Consider the following 14,407-nt stretch of genomic DNA (forward strand, 5'->3'; position numbering starts at 1 on the left):
GCTCGCGCGGGTGGGGGATCTGAATCGGATGCGCATCACGCGACGATGTGCAGGAACTCGTCCTGCCTCGACAGCGCTTCGAGATTGATCTCTTGCCAGTGGCGGCCCGCTTCGTCGCGCCGCAACGCGCCGGCAAAGCGCGGCCGCTTGCCCTGGGGCTGCGGCGCCACCAGCGGCAGTTGTTCGTCGCTGCGCAGGCCGGCCAGCCGGTCCACCAGCAGCGCGCAGTTCAGGTTGAGGTCGGCGCCCAGCGACACCAGGCGGCTTTGTGCGGACACGGCGCGCCCGGGCGTGGGTTCTCGCAGGCCGAGGTAGACGGCCAGGTCCACGACCGTGAACAGCCCGCCGCGCAGGTTGGCGACGCCCGCCAGCCAGGGCTTGGCGTAGGGCACCGGCTTGATGGGCACGGGGGCGAAGATTTCGCTGGCCTGCTTCAGCGAGAACAGCAGGCCCACGCCGGCGCATTCAACCGCCAGCCAGCTCGCGATGAGCGTCTGCTCACGCGAGGCCTGCATGCGCTCGGCCAGACGCTGCTGGAGCTCGCGCAGAGCCGCCTTGTTGGACATGGCTCAGCGCCGCCCGGTCGCCCGAAGGCGCTGAGGCGCGCCCTCGGGGCGCGGCGAACGAAGTGGACGTGCGGGCTGCATGGCGTCAGCCCAGCGCCTTGATCTTGGCCAGCAGCTCTTCGGCCTTGACGGGCTTGACGACATAGTCGCTCGCCCCCTGACGCAGGCCCCAGACCTTGTCGGTCTCCTGCCCCTTGCTCGTGCACATGATGACGGGCAGGCCGGCGTAGCGCTCGTCGCGCGTGATCGCACGGGTGAGCTGGAAGCCGTTCTGGCCGGGCATCACGACGTCCATCAGGATCAGGTCGGGCCGGCCCTCGGCGAGGCGCTTCATGGCCTCTTCGCCGTTCTCCGCGGTGCGCACGTTGAAACCGCGCTTGACCAGCATCTCCGACAGCGCGTGCAGCTCGGTCTTGGAGTCGTCAACCAGCAGGATGTTGTGGATGCTCATGGCAGTTCTTTCTAGGTGCGGGCTTCCTGGCGCCGGTGCTGCAGCACCGCCTGGAGCAGCTGGTCCTTGGTGAAAGGCTTGGTCAGGTAGTCCTGCGAACCCACCATGCGCCCACGGGCCTTGTCGAACAGCCCGTCTTTTGACGACAGCATGATCACCGGCACGCCCGCGAACTGCGGGTTGCGCTTGATGATGGCGCAGGTCTGGTAGCCATCGAGCCTGGGCATCAGGATGTCGCAGAACACGACGTCGGGATGAAAGTCGCCCAGTTTGGCAAGCGCATCGAAGCCGTCCTCGGCCAGCGCGACCTCATGGCCGCCCTGCTTCAGGAAGATCTCCGCGCTGCGACGGATGGTGTTGCTGTCGTCGATGACCAGGATGCGGGTCGGACCCGCGCTGGAAGCTTGCTCGTTCAAACCTCGTCTCCTCTGGACTTCAGCTTGCGGCCGGACCGGCCGCCGGCGGACTCAGATGCTGACCATCTCGAAATCCTCCTTGCGCGCGCCGCAGTCCGGGCAGGTCCAATTCATGTCGACATCCGCCCAGGCCGTCCCGGGGGCAATGCCATGCTCGGGATCGCCCGCGGCCTCGTCGTAGATCCATCCACAGATCAGGCACATCCAGGTACTGGGTTCGCTCACGGTGCTCAGAGTTGCTCACTACAATCGAGTCATTCTAGCCAGGGCCCATGGCGCCATGCTGAGGGCAAACGCCTGTGCCCCGGGCCTCAGGCACGCCCTTTTAGCGGCAGACTCCACGCTTTGCGGGCCTCGTTGGCCGCATGCGGCATGATCCCCTCATGAGCCCAACATCCCAACCCGATCCCGAGGTCGAACAGACCGCAGACGAGCAGGAAAGCCCGCCGCCGGCCTGCGTGCTGAGTTTCAACGCCAGCGACGCCTCCGGTGCCGGCGGCCTGGCCGGTGACATCGCGACGATTGCCGCCATGGGCGCGCACTGCCTGCCCGTCGTCACCGCCATCGTGCTGCGCGACACGGCCGAGATCTTCGAGCACGAGAACCTCGACCCCGACACCGTCGCCGAGCAGGCCCGCCACATCCTGGAGGACGTGCCCATCACGGCCTGGAAGGTCGGCTTCCTGGGCAACGCCGAGTCGGTCAGCGCCGTGGCCGAGGTGCTGAGCGACTACCCCGACGTGCCGCTCGTGACCTACCTGCCGTCGGTCGCCTGGATCGACGAGGACGAGCAGCAGAGCTACCTGGACGCGCTGCGCGAGCTGGTGCTGCCGCAGACCGCCGTGCTGGTGGGCAATCACAAGACGCTGACCGATTTCCTGCTGCCCGACTGGGACAACGAGCGCACCCCGTCGGCCCGCGAGCTGGCCGTGGCTGCCGCTCAGGCCGGCGCCCAGCACGTGCTGGTGACCGGCATCCAGCTGCCCAACCAGTTCGTGGACAACGTGCTGGCGAATTCGCAAGGCCCCATCACCGGCGAGAAGTTCGAACGCTTCGAGACCTCCTTCGTCGGCGCGGGCGACACGCTGGCGGCGGCGCTGGCGGCGCTGCTGTCGGTCGGTGCGGAGCTGCACTCGGCCGTCAGCGAGGCGCTGTCCTTCCTCGACCAGTCGCTGGACGCGGGCTTCCGCCCCGGCATGGGCAACGTCATCCCCGATCGCTTCTTCTGGGCCTTGCCCGGCGCGGAAGAGGATGGCAGCGAGCCGGAAGGGTTCGAACCCGAGCCCGAACCGGAACAAGCGCCGAAGACCCCGCGGCGCATGCACTGACTGAAGCCCGGCCGGCCGAACAGGCCGCGGGCCACCTGAACATGGCTACCAACACTGAACTGTTCGACCGTGCCTCCCGGGTCATCCCTGGCGGCGTCAATTCTCCGGTGCGCGCGTTTCGCGCCGTCGGCGGCACGCCGCGCTTCATCGCGCGCGGCGAGGGCGCCTACATCTGGGACGCCGAAGGCCAGCGCTACATCGACTACATCGGCTCCTGGGGCCCGATGATCCTGGGCCACGGCCACCCGGCCGTGCTGGAGGCGGTGCGCAGCGCCGCCGCTGAAGGCTTCTCGTTCGGCGCCCCCACCGAGCGCGAGATCGAGCTGGCCGAAGAGATCCTCAAGCTGGTACCCAGCATGGACCAGGTGCGCCTGGTCAGCTCCGGCACCGAGGCGACGATGAGCGCCATCCGCCTGGCGCGCGGCGCCACCGGCCGGCCGAAGTTCATCAAGTTCGAAGGCTGCTACCACGGCCATACGGACGCGTTGCTCGTGAAGGCCGGCTCGGGCCTGGCCACCTTCGGCCACCCGACCAGCGCGGGCGTCACGCCCGGTGCGGCGGCCGACACCGTCGTCCTCGAATACAACAACGTCGAGCAGCTCGAAGCGGCCTTCGCCGAACACGGCGCCCAGCTGGCCTGCGCCATCGTCGAGCCCATCGCCGGCAACATGAACTTCGTGCGCGCCTCGGTGCCGTTCATGACGGCCCTGCGCCGCCTGTGCACGCAGCACGGCGCACTGCTGGTGCTGGACGAGGTGATGACGGGCTTTCGCGTCGGTCTCGGCTCCGCGCAGGCCCACTACGCGACATTGATCCCCGGCTTCGCACCCGACATCTCGGTGTTCGGCAAGGTCATCGGCGGCGGCATGCCGCTGGCCGCCTTTGGTGCCCGGCGCGCGGTCATGCAACACCTGGCACCCCTGGGTGGCGTCTACCAGGCCGGCACGCTGTCGGGCAACCCGGTGGCCACGGCCTGCGGCCTGGCGACGCTGCGCGAGATCCAGAAGCCCGGCTTCTTCGACGCGCTCGGCGCCAGGACGCGCCAGCTCGTGGACGGCCTCATCGCCATCGCCGCAGAGAACGGCGTGCCGTTCAGCGCCGACAGCGAAGGCGGCATGTTCGGCTTCTTCCTGCTGCCCGAACTGCCGCAGAACTACACGACCGTCATGACGACCGACAAGGAGCGCTTCAACCGCTTCTTCCACGCGATGCTGGATGCGGGCATCTATCTTGCTCCTGCGCTGTACGAAGCGGGCTTCGTGTCGGCGGCGCACAGCGCGGCTGACCTCGACGCCACGCTGTCGGCCGCGCGCACGGCCCTGCGCTGATCTCTCGCGCCCGTGCGGGCGCCACTGCCATGCATCTCCACATCCTCGGCATCTGCGGCACCTTCATGGGTGGCCTGGCGGCGCTCGCGCGCGAGGCCGGCCACAGGGTCACGGGTTGCGACGCCAACGTCTACCCGCCCATGAGCACGCAGCTCGAAGCCCTCGGCATCGAGCTCATCACCGGCTTCGGCGCCGAGCAGCTGGAACTCAAGCCCGACGTGTTCGTCATCGGCAACGTCGTCACGCGCGGCGAGCGCTTCCCGCTGATGGAAGCCATCCTCGACGCCGGCCTGCCTTATGTCTCCGGCCCGCAATGGCTGGCCGAGCATGTACTGCAAGGCCGCCACGTGCTGGCCGTGGCCGGCACGCATGGCAAGACGAGCACGACCTCCATGCTCGCGTGGATCCTGGAGCACGCGGGCCTCAAGCCAGGCTTTCTGGTGGGCGGCGTGCCGCAGAACTTCGGCGTGTCGGCACGCCTGGGAGAGGGCAAGGCGTTTGTGATCGAGGCCGACGAGTACGACACCGCCTTCTTCGACAAGCGCAGCAAATTCGTCCACTACCGCCCGCGCACGGCGATCCTGAACAACCTCGAGCACGACCACGCGGACATCTTCCCGGACCTGGCCGCCATCGAGACGCAGTTCCACCACCTGGTGCGCACCGTGCCGCCCAGCGGACGGCTCGTCGTCAATGCGCGCGAAGAGGCGCTGCAGCGCGTCATCGCCCGCGGCTGCTGGAGCGAACTGCAGCGCTTCGGCGCCAAGAAGGAAGAGCCCGGCATGCTGCGCGCCCGCGGCGAGCCGCAGTCCTTCGACGTGCTGCGCGGCGGGCTGAAGGTCGCCCGCGTCGAATGGGGGCTGATGGGCGAGCACAACCAGCTCAACGCGCTCGCCGCCATCGCGGCGGCCGAACATGTGGGCGTGGCAGCTGAACAAGCCGCTGTCGCGCTGGCCGGCTTCCAGAACGTGCGCCGCCGCATGGAGCTGCGCGGCGAAGTGCAACGTGAAGGCGGCGTCATCAAGGTCTACGACGACTTCGCCCACCACCCGACCGCCATCCGCACCACCATCAACGGCCTGCGCCGCCGCATCGCGCCGGCGGAGCGCATCCTGGCCATCTTCGAGCCGCGCTCCAACACGATGAAGCTGGGCACCATGAAAGCCCAGTTGCCGTGGGCGCTGGAGGAAGCCGACCTGGTGTTCTGCAATCAGCAGGGGCTCACCTGGGATGCCAAGGATGCGCTGGCGCCGATGGGTGCGAACGCGGTGGTCGGCGCGGACGTGGAGGCGCTGGTGGCTGCCGTCGTGAAGCTGGCCCGGCCTGGGGACCATCTGCTGTGCATGAGCAATGGTGGTTTTGGCGGCATTCACGACAAGCTGTTGCAAAGCTTGGCCGCCCGGGCCTGAGGCCCGAAGGCGGCATTCACGACAAGCTGCTGCAAAGCTTGGCCGCCCGGGCCTGAGGCCCGAGGGCGGCATTCACGACAAGCTGTTGCAAGGCTTGGCTGCCCTAAGCCCGGCGCCTGGCGACCAACATTGCCCCGAGCGCCGCCACGACACCCAGCACTGGCACCGCCCGCCAGCCGAACCCGGCCAGCAACGCCGACCCCAGCGCCGCGCCGCTGGCCATGCCCACGAACATGCAGCTCACCAGCACGGCGTTCAGCCGGCTGCGCGACGCCGGGTCCAGGCTGTAGATGACGCTCTGGTGCGACACCAGCGCCGCCTGCACGCCCAGGTCGAAGACCACCGCCACGCCCACCAGCAGCCACAGCGACGCCGGCGCCACCGCCTGCACGGCGAACGCGAGGAACACCAGCAGCGCACTGATGCGGATGACCGCCTGCGGCCCGCGCTTGTCGGCGATGCCGCCGGCCAGCGGCGCGGCCAGCGCACCCGCCGCGCCGGCCAGCCCGAAGGCCCCCGCCACGGCGCTGCCCTGCCCGAACTCCGGCCCCGCCAGCACCAGCGCCAGCGTCGACCAGAACGCGCTGAACGCGACGGACAGCAGGCCCTGCGCCAGCGCCGCACGGCGCAGCGGCGCATGCCGGGTCCACAGCCCCACCATGGACATCAGCAGCGAGCCGTAGCCCGCCGACGTGGCCGGCACGAAGCGCGGCAGGCTGCGCCACAGCAACGGGATCAGCAGCGCCACGGCCACGGCCGCGATGCCATACACGGCGCGCCAGCCGGCCACCGCCGCGACCGAGCCCGCCGCCACGCGCGACAGCAGGATGCCCAGCAGCAAGCCGGTCATGACCTGGCCCACGCGCTTGCCGCGCTGCGCCTCGGGGGCCAGCGTGGCGGCAGCGGGCACCAGGTCCTGCGCCAGCGTCGCCATCAGGCCGATGCCCACGCTCGCCACGCACAGCGCCGCGAAGCCGGGCGCAAGCGCGGCGAAGGCCAGCGCGGCCACCAGCGCCGCCGCCTTCACGACGATGATGCGGCGCCGGTCGAAGCGGTCGCCCAGCGGCGACAGCAGCAGGATGGCGGCCGCGTAGCCCAGCTGCGTCAGCGTGGGCAGCAGGCCGATGGTGGCGCTGCCCACGCCGAACTGCTCGGCCAGCAGGCCCAGCAGCGGTTGCACGTAATAGATGGACGCGACCGCCAGGCCGGTCGCGGTGGCGAGCAGCAGCGTCAGCGCGGTGCCCAGCACGGGCGGCACGGTTTGAGGAGCGGGTGTGGACTTCATGGACGGCAGTGTCGCGAGACGCCTTCAACCCCGCTAGACGCATGACATGATTGACTGTCATACGCTACACGCATGAGCACGACCTCCGACCGCCTGCAGCTGATGCAGACCTTCATCCGCATCGTCGAGGCCGGCAGCCTGTCCGCCGCGGCGCGCCAGCTGGGCACGACGCAACCCACCGTCAGCCGCCGGCTGCAGGCGCTGGAGCAGCAGTTCGGCCAGCCGCTGATCCAGCGCTCCACGCACGCGCTGCGACTGACCGAGACCGGCGAGCGGGCGCTGCAGCGCGCCAAGGCCCTGGCCGCCGACTGGGAGGACTTCGAGCACTCGCTGCGCGCCGAGCCCGCACGGCCCGAGGGGCTGCTGCGCGTGCAGGTGCCGCATGCGTTCGGCCAGGAGCACCTGGTCGCGCCGCTGGTGCGCGCACTGCAGGAGGCCCCCGGGCTGCGCGTGGAGTGGCTGCTCAACGATGCCGCACCCAATTTCATCGAGCAGGGGCTGGACTGCGCGATCCGCGTCGGCGGCCGCGCCGAGGGCGCGGTCGTGGCCATCCCGCTGGCGCAGGTGCCGCGCGTGCTGGTGGCCTCGCCCGCGTTGCTGGCCGGGCGCACGCCGAGCGAGCCCGACGAGATCGCCGGGCTGCCGTGGCTGGCCGTCTCCACGTTCTACCGCCAGGAGCTGCAGCTCGAACGCGACGACGGCGTGCGCCAGCGGCTGCCCATCCGCCCGGTGCTGTCCACCGACAGCCTCTACGCCACGCGCGCCGCCGCGCGGCTCGGCCTGGGCGCGGCGCTGGTGTCGGGCTGGACGGTGCAGGACGACATCGCCGAAGGTCGCCTCGTGCACCTGCTGCCGCGCTGGCGCGGCCCGGCGCTGCCGGTGCAGTTGCTCTACCCCAACCCGCCTGCGCCGACCGCCCGGCTGCGCTACTTCATCGAGGCCATGCGGCGCAGCATGAGCGAGCCCCTGTGGCCGGATTTATCCTCCCCGCCATGACCGACGACGACCTGCTGCGCTACTCCCGCCACCTGCTGCTGGACGAGATCGGCATCGAGGGCCAGCAGCGCCTGCTCGACGCCAGCGCCCTGGTCATCGGCGCGGGCGGCCTGGGCTCACCGGTGGCGCTGTACCTGGCCGCCAGCGGCGTGGGCCGCATCACGCTGGTGGACCACGACACCGTGTCGCTGACCAACCTGCAGCGCCAGATCGCCCACGACATGGCGGGCCTGCAGCGGCCCAAGGTGGCCTCCGCCGCCGAACGCATGCGGGCGCTGAACCCGGGCGTGGATGTGCGCGCGCTGCCCGAGAAGGCCGATGCGGCGCTGCTGGACGCCGAGGTGCCCCGGTCGGACGTCGTCATCGACTGCACCGACAACTTCGCGGCCCGCCACCTCGTCAACGCCGCCTGCGTGCGGCACGGCAGGCCCCTGGTCTCGGGCGCGGCCCTCACGCTGGACGGCCAGGTCAGCGTCTACGACAGCCGAGGCCGCGAACACCCCTGCTACGCCTGCCTGTTCCCACCCGACGCCCATGTCGAGGACGTGGCCTGCGCCACCATGGGCGTGTTCGCGCCGCTGGTGGGCATCATCGGCAGCATGCAGGCGGCCGAAGCCTTGAAGCTGCTGGCCGGCTTCGGCGAACCGCTGGCCGGGCGGCTGCTGATGCTGGATGGCCGGCGCATGCAGTGCAGCGAGATCGCCGTGCAGCGCGACCCGTCGTGCCCGGTCTGCGGCGGATGAAATCCCGTGCCCGCCCCGGATTGGGGCACAAAATCCGGCCCCGACCTCCCCACAATCCCGCTCGCCGATGAAGCCCCACGACGCCCCGACGCGCAACTTCCCGACCGCCAAGGAAGAGTGCCGCACGCTGCAACCCCATGCCTACGACGGCCCTGGCAGCGCCTATGAACTCGCCTTCAAGGACGAGAGCTTCCTGCTGCGCCAGGACATGCGCGCCGTGCGCATGCAGCTGGAGCTGATGAAGCCGGAGCTGATCCAGAACGAGCAGGGCGTGAAGTCCACCATCGTCATCTTCGGCAGCGCGCGCATCCTGCCGGCCGAGGCAGCCCAGGCGCTGCTGACCGTGGCCGAGGACCGCGGCGACGAGGCCGGCGCGGCCAAGGCCCGCCGGCAACTGGCGATGAGCCGCTATTACGAAGAAGCGCGCCGCTTCGCGCAGATCGCCACCGCCGCCTGCACCGAGCGTGGCAACCGTGTCGTCGTGGCCACCGGGGGCGGCCCCGGCATCATGGAAGCGGGCAACCGCGGCGCCTACGACGTGGGGGGCAAAAGCGTGGGCCTGAACATCGTGCTGCCGCACGAGCAGGTGCCCAACCCCTACATCACGCCGGAGCTGTGCTTTCGCTTCCACTACTTCGGCCTGCGCAAGATGCACTTCCTGATGCGCGCCATCGCGCTGGTGTGCTTCCCCGGCGGCTTCGGCACGCTGGACGAACTCTTCGAGACGCTGACGCTGATCCAGACCAAGAAGAGCCGGCCGCGCCCCATCCTGCTGTTCGGCCGCGATTTCTGGACGCGGCTGATCAACATCGACCTGCTGATCGAGACCGGCATGATCAACCCCGCCGACGCCGCCCTCTTCCACTACGTCGAGACCGCCGAAGAGGCCTGGGACGTGCTGGCCCAAGAACCCGAACTTGCCGCGCCCGCGAGCGCCTGATGCCATGACCCAACTCAGACACGTGTCCCTCATCGGCGCGCCCACCGACATCGGCGCCGGCGCCCGCGGCGCCAGCATGGGCCCCGAGGCCATGCGCGTGGCGGGCCTCGCCGAAGCGCTGCGCGCGCGCGGCGTGGACGTCGTCGACCGCGGCAACCTGCAAGGCCCGTCCAACCCCTGGCTGCCGCCCACCGGCGGCTACCGCCACCTGCAGGAAGTGGTGGCCTGGAACGAGGCCGTGCACGAGGCTGTCTACGCGGAGCTGAAGACCGGCCGCATGCCCATGCTGCTGGGCGGCGACCACTGCCTGGGCCTGGGCTCCATCAGCGCCGTGGCCCGCCACTGCCGGGACACCGGCAAGAAGCTGCGCGTGCTGTGGCTGGACGCGCACACGGACTTCAACACCAGCGAGCTGACGCCCAGCGGCAACATCCACGGCATGCCGGTGGCCTGCCTGTGCGGCTTCGGGCCGCAGGAGCTGGTGCGGATCGGCGGCCATGTGCCGGCCATCAGCCCGAAGTGGGTGCGCCAGATCGGCATCCGCAGCGTCGACGAGGGCGAACGCCGTTTCGTGCACGAGCACGGCCTGGAGGTGTTCGACATGCGCTTCATCGACGAGATGGGCATGCGCCACACGATGGAGCTGGCGCTGGCCACGCTGGACGACAACACCCACCTGCACGTCAGCTTCGACGTGGACTTCCTCGACCCCGTGATGGCCCCCGGCGTGGGCACCACCGTCGGTGGCGGCCCGACCTACCGCGAGGCGCACCTGTGCATGGAGATGATCTCCGACACCGGCCGCATGGCGTCCATGGACCTGATGGAGCTGAACCCCGCGCTCGACGAGAAGAACCGCACGGCGCTGGTAGCGGTGGACCTCATCGAGAGCTTGTTTGGCAAGAGCACCTTGATGAGGAAATGAGCTTGCCCAGCTTCGCTGACGTCAAGAGCACCTTGATGAGGAAATGAGCTTGCCATTCGCAGACTGCAAGAGCGCACCGATGCGCACATAAGGGCCGCCACGTGGACGCCACGCCCTACCTGCTCGTCCAGCTCAGCGACCCGCACGTCACGCACCCGGGCCGGCGGGTCTGCGGCCGCGTCGACACGGCCGCCGCGCTGCGCCACGCCGTCGAGCGCGTGCTGCAGATGCAGCGCCCGCGACCGGTGGCCGTGCTCATCAGCGGCGACCTGGTGGACGCGGGCCACCCGGCCGAGTACGCGCAGCTGCGCGAGTTGCTGCAGCCGCTGCTGGACGCCGGCCTGCCGCTGGCGCTGCTGCCCGGCAACCACGACGCGCGCGGCCCGCTGCAGGCCGCGTTCGCGGGCCGGCACGGCGTGTACTGCGGCGAAGCGGGCGCGGCGGCCATCCAGTACGCGCTGGACCTGCCCGGCCCGCTGCGGCTCGTGGTGCTGGACAGCCTCGTGCCCGGCCGCCCCGAAGGCGGTTTCGACGAGGCACGGCTGGCGCAGGCGCGCACGCTGCTGGCCGAGCGCCCGAGCGTGCCCACCCTCGTCGCGCTGCACCACCCGCCGCACGCCACGGGCCTGGCCGCGATGGACGCAATGGCCTTGCAGCACGGCCTGGCCGGCTTCGACGCGCTGATCGCCGACCACCCGCAGGTGCAGCGCGTCGTCTGCGGCCACCTGCACCGCATGACGCTGGGCCGCGTGGCTCACGCCGCCGCCATCAGCGCGCCGTCCACCGCCCACCAGGTCGCGCTGGATCTGGCACCCGACGCGCCACTGGCCATCGTGCTGGAGCCCGCCGGCTGGCTCATCCATGCCTGGGGGCCGGGCCTGCCGCTGGTGAGCCACTTGGCGCATGCCGGCGTGGCGGAAATCGTCCCGGACCTCTGAGTCCGTGATCGAAGGCCGCCCTGGCCTGGGCACCGCTGATGGAATAAGGCGCGACCCGCCCGGGTCGTTGAAGGCTCCACCTTTGGAGCTTTCATGCGGTGCCTCCCACTCATCTTCCTCGGCCTGGTCGCCAGCACGGCGGCCTGGGCTGCGCCCGCCGATGCCACCCGCGGCCAGGCTGTCTACCAGGCCCGCTGCGCCGCCTGCCACTCGCCCGATTTCAATGGCGTGGGCCCCGCGCACCGCGGCGTGTTCGGCCGGCTGGCCGGCACCGCCAAGGGGTTCACGAACTACTCTGCCGCGCTGAAGCGTTCCGGCATCACCTGGACCGAGGCCAGCCTGGACCGCTGGCTGGCCGACCCGCAAGTGCTCGTCCCCGGCCAGGCCATGGGCGTCAACCTGCCGGATGCCGGCGAGCGGGCCGACGTGATCGCCTTCTTGCGCACGCTGGCCAAGGCGGAGGAATAAAACGCCGCCCCGGCCGGTATCGCATCAAGTCATCACTTCATGCGAGCCAAACACCATGCAGCGAAGAGACTTCCTTCAGCTGGCCGGCCTCGGCGGCGGCGCGATCTTCTCGGCCTCCCTGGCCGGCTGCGCCAGCGCCGGCAAGCCCCAGGACGAGTTCTATTTCGTGCAACTCTCCGACACCCACTGGGGATTCCAGGGCGCACCCAACCCGGACGCCCGCGGCACGCTGCCCAAGGCCATCGCGGCCGTCAACGCCCTGCCCAAGCCGCCGGACTTCATCGTCTTCACCGGCGACCTGACGCACACCACCGACGACCCCGCCGAGCGCCGCCGCCGCATGGCGGAGTTCAAGCAGGTCGTGGGCGAGCTCAAGGTCAAGACCGTGCGCTTCATGCCCGGCGAGCACGACGCCTCGCTGGACCGCGGCGCGGCCTTCAGGGAGATGTTCGGCGACACCTATTTCCGCTTCGACCACAAAGGCGTGCACTTCATTGCGCTGGACAACGTCTCCGACCGCGGCACGACGCTCGGGCCCGAGCAACTGGCCTGGATGCAGGCCGAGCTGGCCAAGCTCAATCCCGAGGCGCCGCTGGTCGTGCTGGCCCACCGGCCCCTCTTCCCGCTGGTGCCCAAATGGGACTGGCACACCCGCGACGGCGACCAGGCCCTGGCCCTGCTGATGCCGCACAAGAACGTGACCGTGTTCTACGGCCACATCCACCAGGAGCACCACCAGATGACGGGCCACATCGCCCACCACTCGGCGCGCTCGCTGATGTTCCCGCTGCCGGCCCCTGGCACGGCAGACAAGCCGACGGCGCTGCCCTGGGACCCGGCCGCGCCCTACCGCGGCCTGGGCTGGCGCGAGGTGGCCGTCGAAGGTGCCAAGGCCGGGCGCATCGAGCATGGGGTATCCAACGCATGAAACGCCGCGATCTGCTGTTGATGGGCGCCGCGGCGGGTGCAGCCCTGACGGCCGCCCGCGCCCAGGTACCGCGCGAGATCGAAATCACCGCCCAGCGCTTCAAGTTCACACCGGCCGAGATCCCGCTGAAGGCGGGCGAGCCGGTCGTGCTGCTGATACGCTCCCTGGACTTCGCGCACGGCTTCTTCGTGCCCGAGCTGGATATGCGCACCGACCTCATGCCCGGCCGCGTCACCCGCCTCGCCCTCACGCCCAAGGCGCGCGGGCAACTCGCCTTCCTGTGCGACAACTTCTGTGGCGACGGGCACGAGGGCATGGACGGGCATTTCGACGTGTCATGAGCGCAGCGCCCAGCCGTCCCCGGCAAGCGTGCCCCCGCCTGGCGGCACAAGCCGAAGGCCGAAGGGTGCTCCGGTGACCGACGCGCGCCGTTTCGAGGCCACGGTGCTGCCGTTGCTCGATGCTGCGCACAACCTCGCGCGCTGGCTGTTGCGCGACGCCGCCGCCGCGGAAGACGCGGTGCAGGAGGCGGCGCTGCGCGCCTTTCGCCATTTCGACTCGCTGCGTGCACACGAGAGCGCCAAGCCCTGGTTCCTGGGCATCGTGCGCAACACCTGCTTCACGGCGCTGGCGCGCGAGCGCGGCCGGGCGGACGTGACACTGCTGGACGAGGATGCGTGGGACCGGCTCGAGGCCCAGTCGCCCAGCCCCGTGCCCGACCCGCTCGCGGCGCTGGGCACGCGGCGCGAGCAGGTGCTGGTCGACGCCGCGCTGCGGGCGCTGAGCCCGCCGATGCGCGAGGTCATCGTGCTGCGCGAACTCGAAGGCCTGGACTACCGCGACATCGCGCGTATCGCCGGCATCCCGATCGGCACGGTGATGTCGCGGCTGTCGCGCGCCCGCGCCCAACTCAAGCGCCAGCTCAGCCTGGCCGGCCTACCCTGAACGCCCCCATGGAAGACGACGACCTCTCCGCCCTGCTGCGCCAGCACGCCAGCCGCCACGCCGCCGGTGACGGGCTGCGCACCAGGGTACGCACGCAGTTCACGCTGCAGGCCGCCGCGCAAGCGCCGCATGCGCGACTGCGCTGGCGCGAACGGCTGGCGCGCATCCACCCCGCGCTCGCCGGCGTGGGCGGCCTCGCACTGGGCGTCGCGCTGACGCTGTCCGCGCTGCTCATCGTGCCGCGCCTGCACCCCGACGGCACGCTGCCCGACCAGCTCGTCGCCGCGCACGTGCGCGCGCTGCAGGTCGGCCCGCTGTACGAGGTGGCGTCCAGCGACCGCCACACCGTCAAGCCCTGGTTCCAGGGCCGACTGGACTACGCGCCCACCGTGCTCGACGCGCCGCTGCGCGAGCAGGGCTACCTGCTGCTGGGCGGCCGCGTGCAGGCCGTGCACGGCCGGCCCACCGCCGCTCTGGCCTACCAGCTGCGGCTGCACAAGATCGACCTGTACCAATGGCCTGCCACGCCAGGCGCCGCACCCGAAACACTGCAGCGTCGCGGCTTCAACCTCGCAGGCTGGAGCGACGGCGCCATGCAGTACTGGGCCGTATCGGACGTGGATGCCACCGAGCTGGCGCACTTTGCATCGGCATGGCGCGCAGCCAGCGCGCGCTAGGAGGCCGTCGGGCTTCACCGGCGCATGCTGAAATCCAGCCGCAATGACGTGAATCAGGAGACAC

18 protein-coding genes are annotated in these 14,407 nt (G+C 70.5%); 13 read left to right on the forward strand and 5 right to left on the reverse strand.

Translation table 11 applies throughout. From position 1 onward, the window contains the following. Positions 1–35: 35 nt before the first annotated feature. The 4 genes from ACO07H_RS19905 to ACO07H_RS19920 all read right to left on the reverse strand — a co-directional run bounded on the left by ACO07H_RS19905 (position 36) and on the right by ACO07H_RS19920 (position 1,637). Positions 36–566 (reverse strand): chemotaxis protein CheW, encoded by a 531-nt coding sequence (locus tag ACO07H_RS19905; protein ID WP_422017351.1) that lies wholly within the window; start codon positions 564–566, stop codon positions 36–38. 85 nt (positions 567–651) lie between these two features. Continuing rightward, positions 652–1,017 carry a response regulator gene (locus ACO07H_RS19910; RefSeq protein ID WP_422017353.1) on the reverse strand — a complete coding sequence of 122 codons (366 nt, stop codon included), beginning with the start codon at positions 1,015–1,017 and terminating at the stop codon, positions 652–654. An 11-nt stretch (positions 1,018–1,028) separates the two neighbouring features. Beyond that, entirely contained in the window at positions 1,029–1,433 is a 405-nt protein-coding gene (locus tag ACO07H_RS19915; protein WP_422017355.1) for a response regulator, read from the reverse strand. 51 nt (positions 1,434–1,484) lie between these two features. After that, entirely contained in the window at positions 1,485–1,637 is a 153-nt protein-coding gene (locus ACO07H_RS19920) for a rubredoxin (RefSeq protein ID WP_422018666.1), read from the reverse strand. 179 nt (positions 1,638–1,816) lie between these two features. Between ACO07H_RS19920 and thiD the strand changes: the two genes are divergently transcribed. The 3 genes from thiD to mpl are packed head-to-tail and all read left to right on the forward strand — an operon-like array spanning position 1,817 to position 5,498. Further along, entirely contained in the window at positions 1,817–2,761 is a 945-nt protein-coding gene (thiD, locus tag ACO07H_RS19925; RefSeq protein WP_422017357.1) for a bifunctional hydroxymethylpyrimidine kinase/phosphomethylpyrimidine kinase, read from the forward strand. A gap of 41 nt (positions 2,762–2,802) precedes the next feature. Continuing rightward, entirely contained in the window at positions 2,803–4,089 is a 1,287-nt protein-coding gene (hemL, locus tag ACO07H_RS19930; protein ID WP_422017359.1) for a glutamate-1-semialdehyde 2,1-aminomutase, read from the forward strand. A gap of 29 nt (positions 4,090–4,118) precedes the next feature. Further along, complete coding sequence (mpl, locus tag ACO07H_RS19935; protein ID WP_422017361.1) at positions 4,119–5,498, forward strand: UDP-N-acetylmuramate:L-alanyl-gamma-D-glutamyl-meso-diaminopimelate ligase; 1,380 nt, start codon at positions 4,119–4,121, stop codon at positions 5,496–5,498. A 103-nt stretch (positions 5,499–5,601) separates the two neighbouring features. On the opposite strand, the gene ACO07H_RS19940 is transcribed toward mpl, so the two are convergent. Then, complete coding sequence (locus ACO07H_RS19940) at positions 5,602–6,783, reverse strand: MFS transporter (protein WP_422017363.1); 1,182 nt, start codon at positions 6,781–6,783, stop codon at positions 5,602–5,604. 72 nt (positions 6,784–6,855) lie between these two features. Between ACO07H_RS19940 and ACO07H_RS19945 the strand changes: the two genes are divergently transcribed. The 10 genes from ACO07H_RS19945 to ACO07H_RS19990 all read left to right on the forward strand — a co-directional run bounded on the left by ACO07H_RS19945 (position 6,856) and on the right by ACO07H_RS19990 (position 14,343). Further along, positions 6,856–7,779: a LysR family transcriptional regulator gene (locus ACO07H_RS19945; RefSeq protein WP_422017365.1), complete on the forward strand. Its 924-nt coding sequence runs from the start codon at positions 6,856–6,858 to the stop codon at positions 7,777–7,779. Continuing rightward, positions 7,776–8,522, forward strand: coding sequence for a HesA/MoeB/ThiF family protein (locus tag ACO07H_RS19950; protein ID WP_422017367.1), 747 nt, complete (start codon positions 7,776–7,778; stop codon positions 8,520–8,522). The genes ACO07H_RS19945 and ACO07H_RS19950 overlap by 4 nt, the downstream gene beginning before the upstream one ends. A gap of 67 nt (positions 8,523–8,589) precedes the next feature. Next, positions 8,590–9,462 (forward strand): LOG family protein, encoded by an 873-nt coding sequence (locus ACO07H_RS19955; protein ID WP_422017369.1) that lies wholly within the window; start codon positions 8,590–8,592, stop codon positions 9,460–9,462. Between the two features lie 4 nt (positions 9,463–9,466). Further along, positions 9,467–10,387 (forward strand): arginase, encoded by a 921-nt coding sequence (gene rocF, locus ACO07H_RS19960; protein ID WP_422017371.1) that lies wholly within the window; start codon positions 9,467–9,469, stop codon positions 10,385–10,387. Positions 10,388–10,488: 101 nt separating this feature from the next. Then, positions 10,489–11,325 (forward strand): metallophosphoesterase, encoded by an 837-nt coding sequence (locus ACO07H_RS19965; protein ID WP_422017373.1) that lies wholly within the window; start codon positions 10,489–10,491, stop codon positions 11,323–11,325. 93 nt (positions 11,326–11,418) lie between these two features. Further along, entirely contained in the window at positions 11,419–11,793 is a 375-nt protein-coding gene (locus ACO07H_RS19970; RefSeq protein WP_422017375.1) for a c-type cytochrome, read from the forward strand. Positions 11,794–11,848: 55 nt separating this feature from the next. Further along, positions 11,849–12,721: a metallophosphoesterase family protein gene (locus tag ACO07H_RS19975; protein ID WP_422017377.1), complete on the forward strand. Its 873-nt coding sequence runs from the start codon at positions 11,849–11,851 to the stop codon at positions 12,719–12,721. Next, positions 12,718–13,062 carry a cupredoxin domain-containing protein gene (locus ACO07H_RS19980; RefSeq protein ID WP_422017379.1) on the forward strand — a complete coding sequence of 115 codons (345 nt, stop codon included), beginning with the start codon at positions 12,718–12,720 and terminating at the stop codon, positions 13,060–13,062. The genes ACO07H_RS19975 and ACO07H_RS19980 overlap by 4 nt, the downstream gene beginning before the upstream one ends. A 73-nt stretch (positions 13,063–13,135) precedes the next feature. Further along, positions 13,136–13,666: a sigma-70 family RNA polymerase sigma factor gene (locus tag ACO07H_RS19985; protein ID WP_422017381.1), complete on the forward strand. Its 531-nt coding sequence runs from the start codon at positions 13,136–13,138 to the stop codon at positions 13,664–13,666. Positions 13,667–13,674: 8 nt separating this feature from the next. After that, positions 13,675–14,343, forward strand: a complete 669-nt coding sequence (locus tag ACO07H_RS19990) for an anti-sigma factor family protein (protein ID WP_422017383.1) — start codon at positions 13,675–13,677, stop codon at positions 14,341–14,343. Positions 14,344–14,407: the final 64 nt, after the last annotated feature.

Source organism: Roseateles sp. (genome assembly GCF_965229315.1).
Taxonomy (GTDB): Bacteria; Pseudomonadota; Gammaproteobacteria; order Burkholderiales; family Burkholderiaceae_C; genus Pelomonas.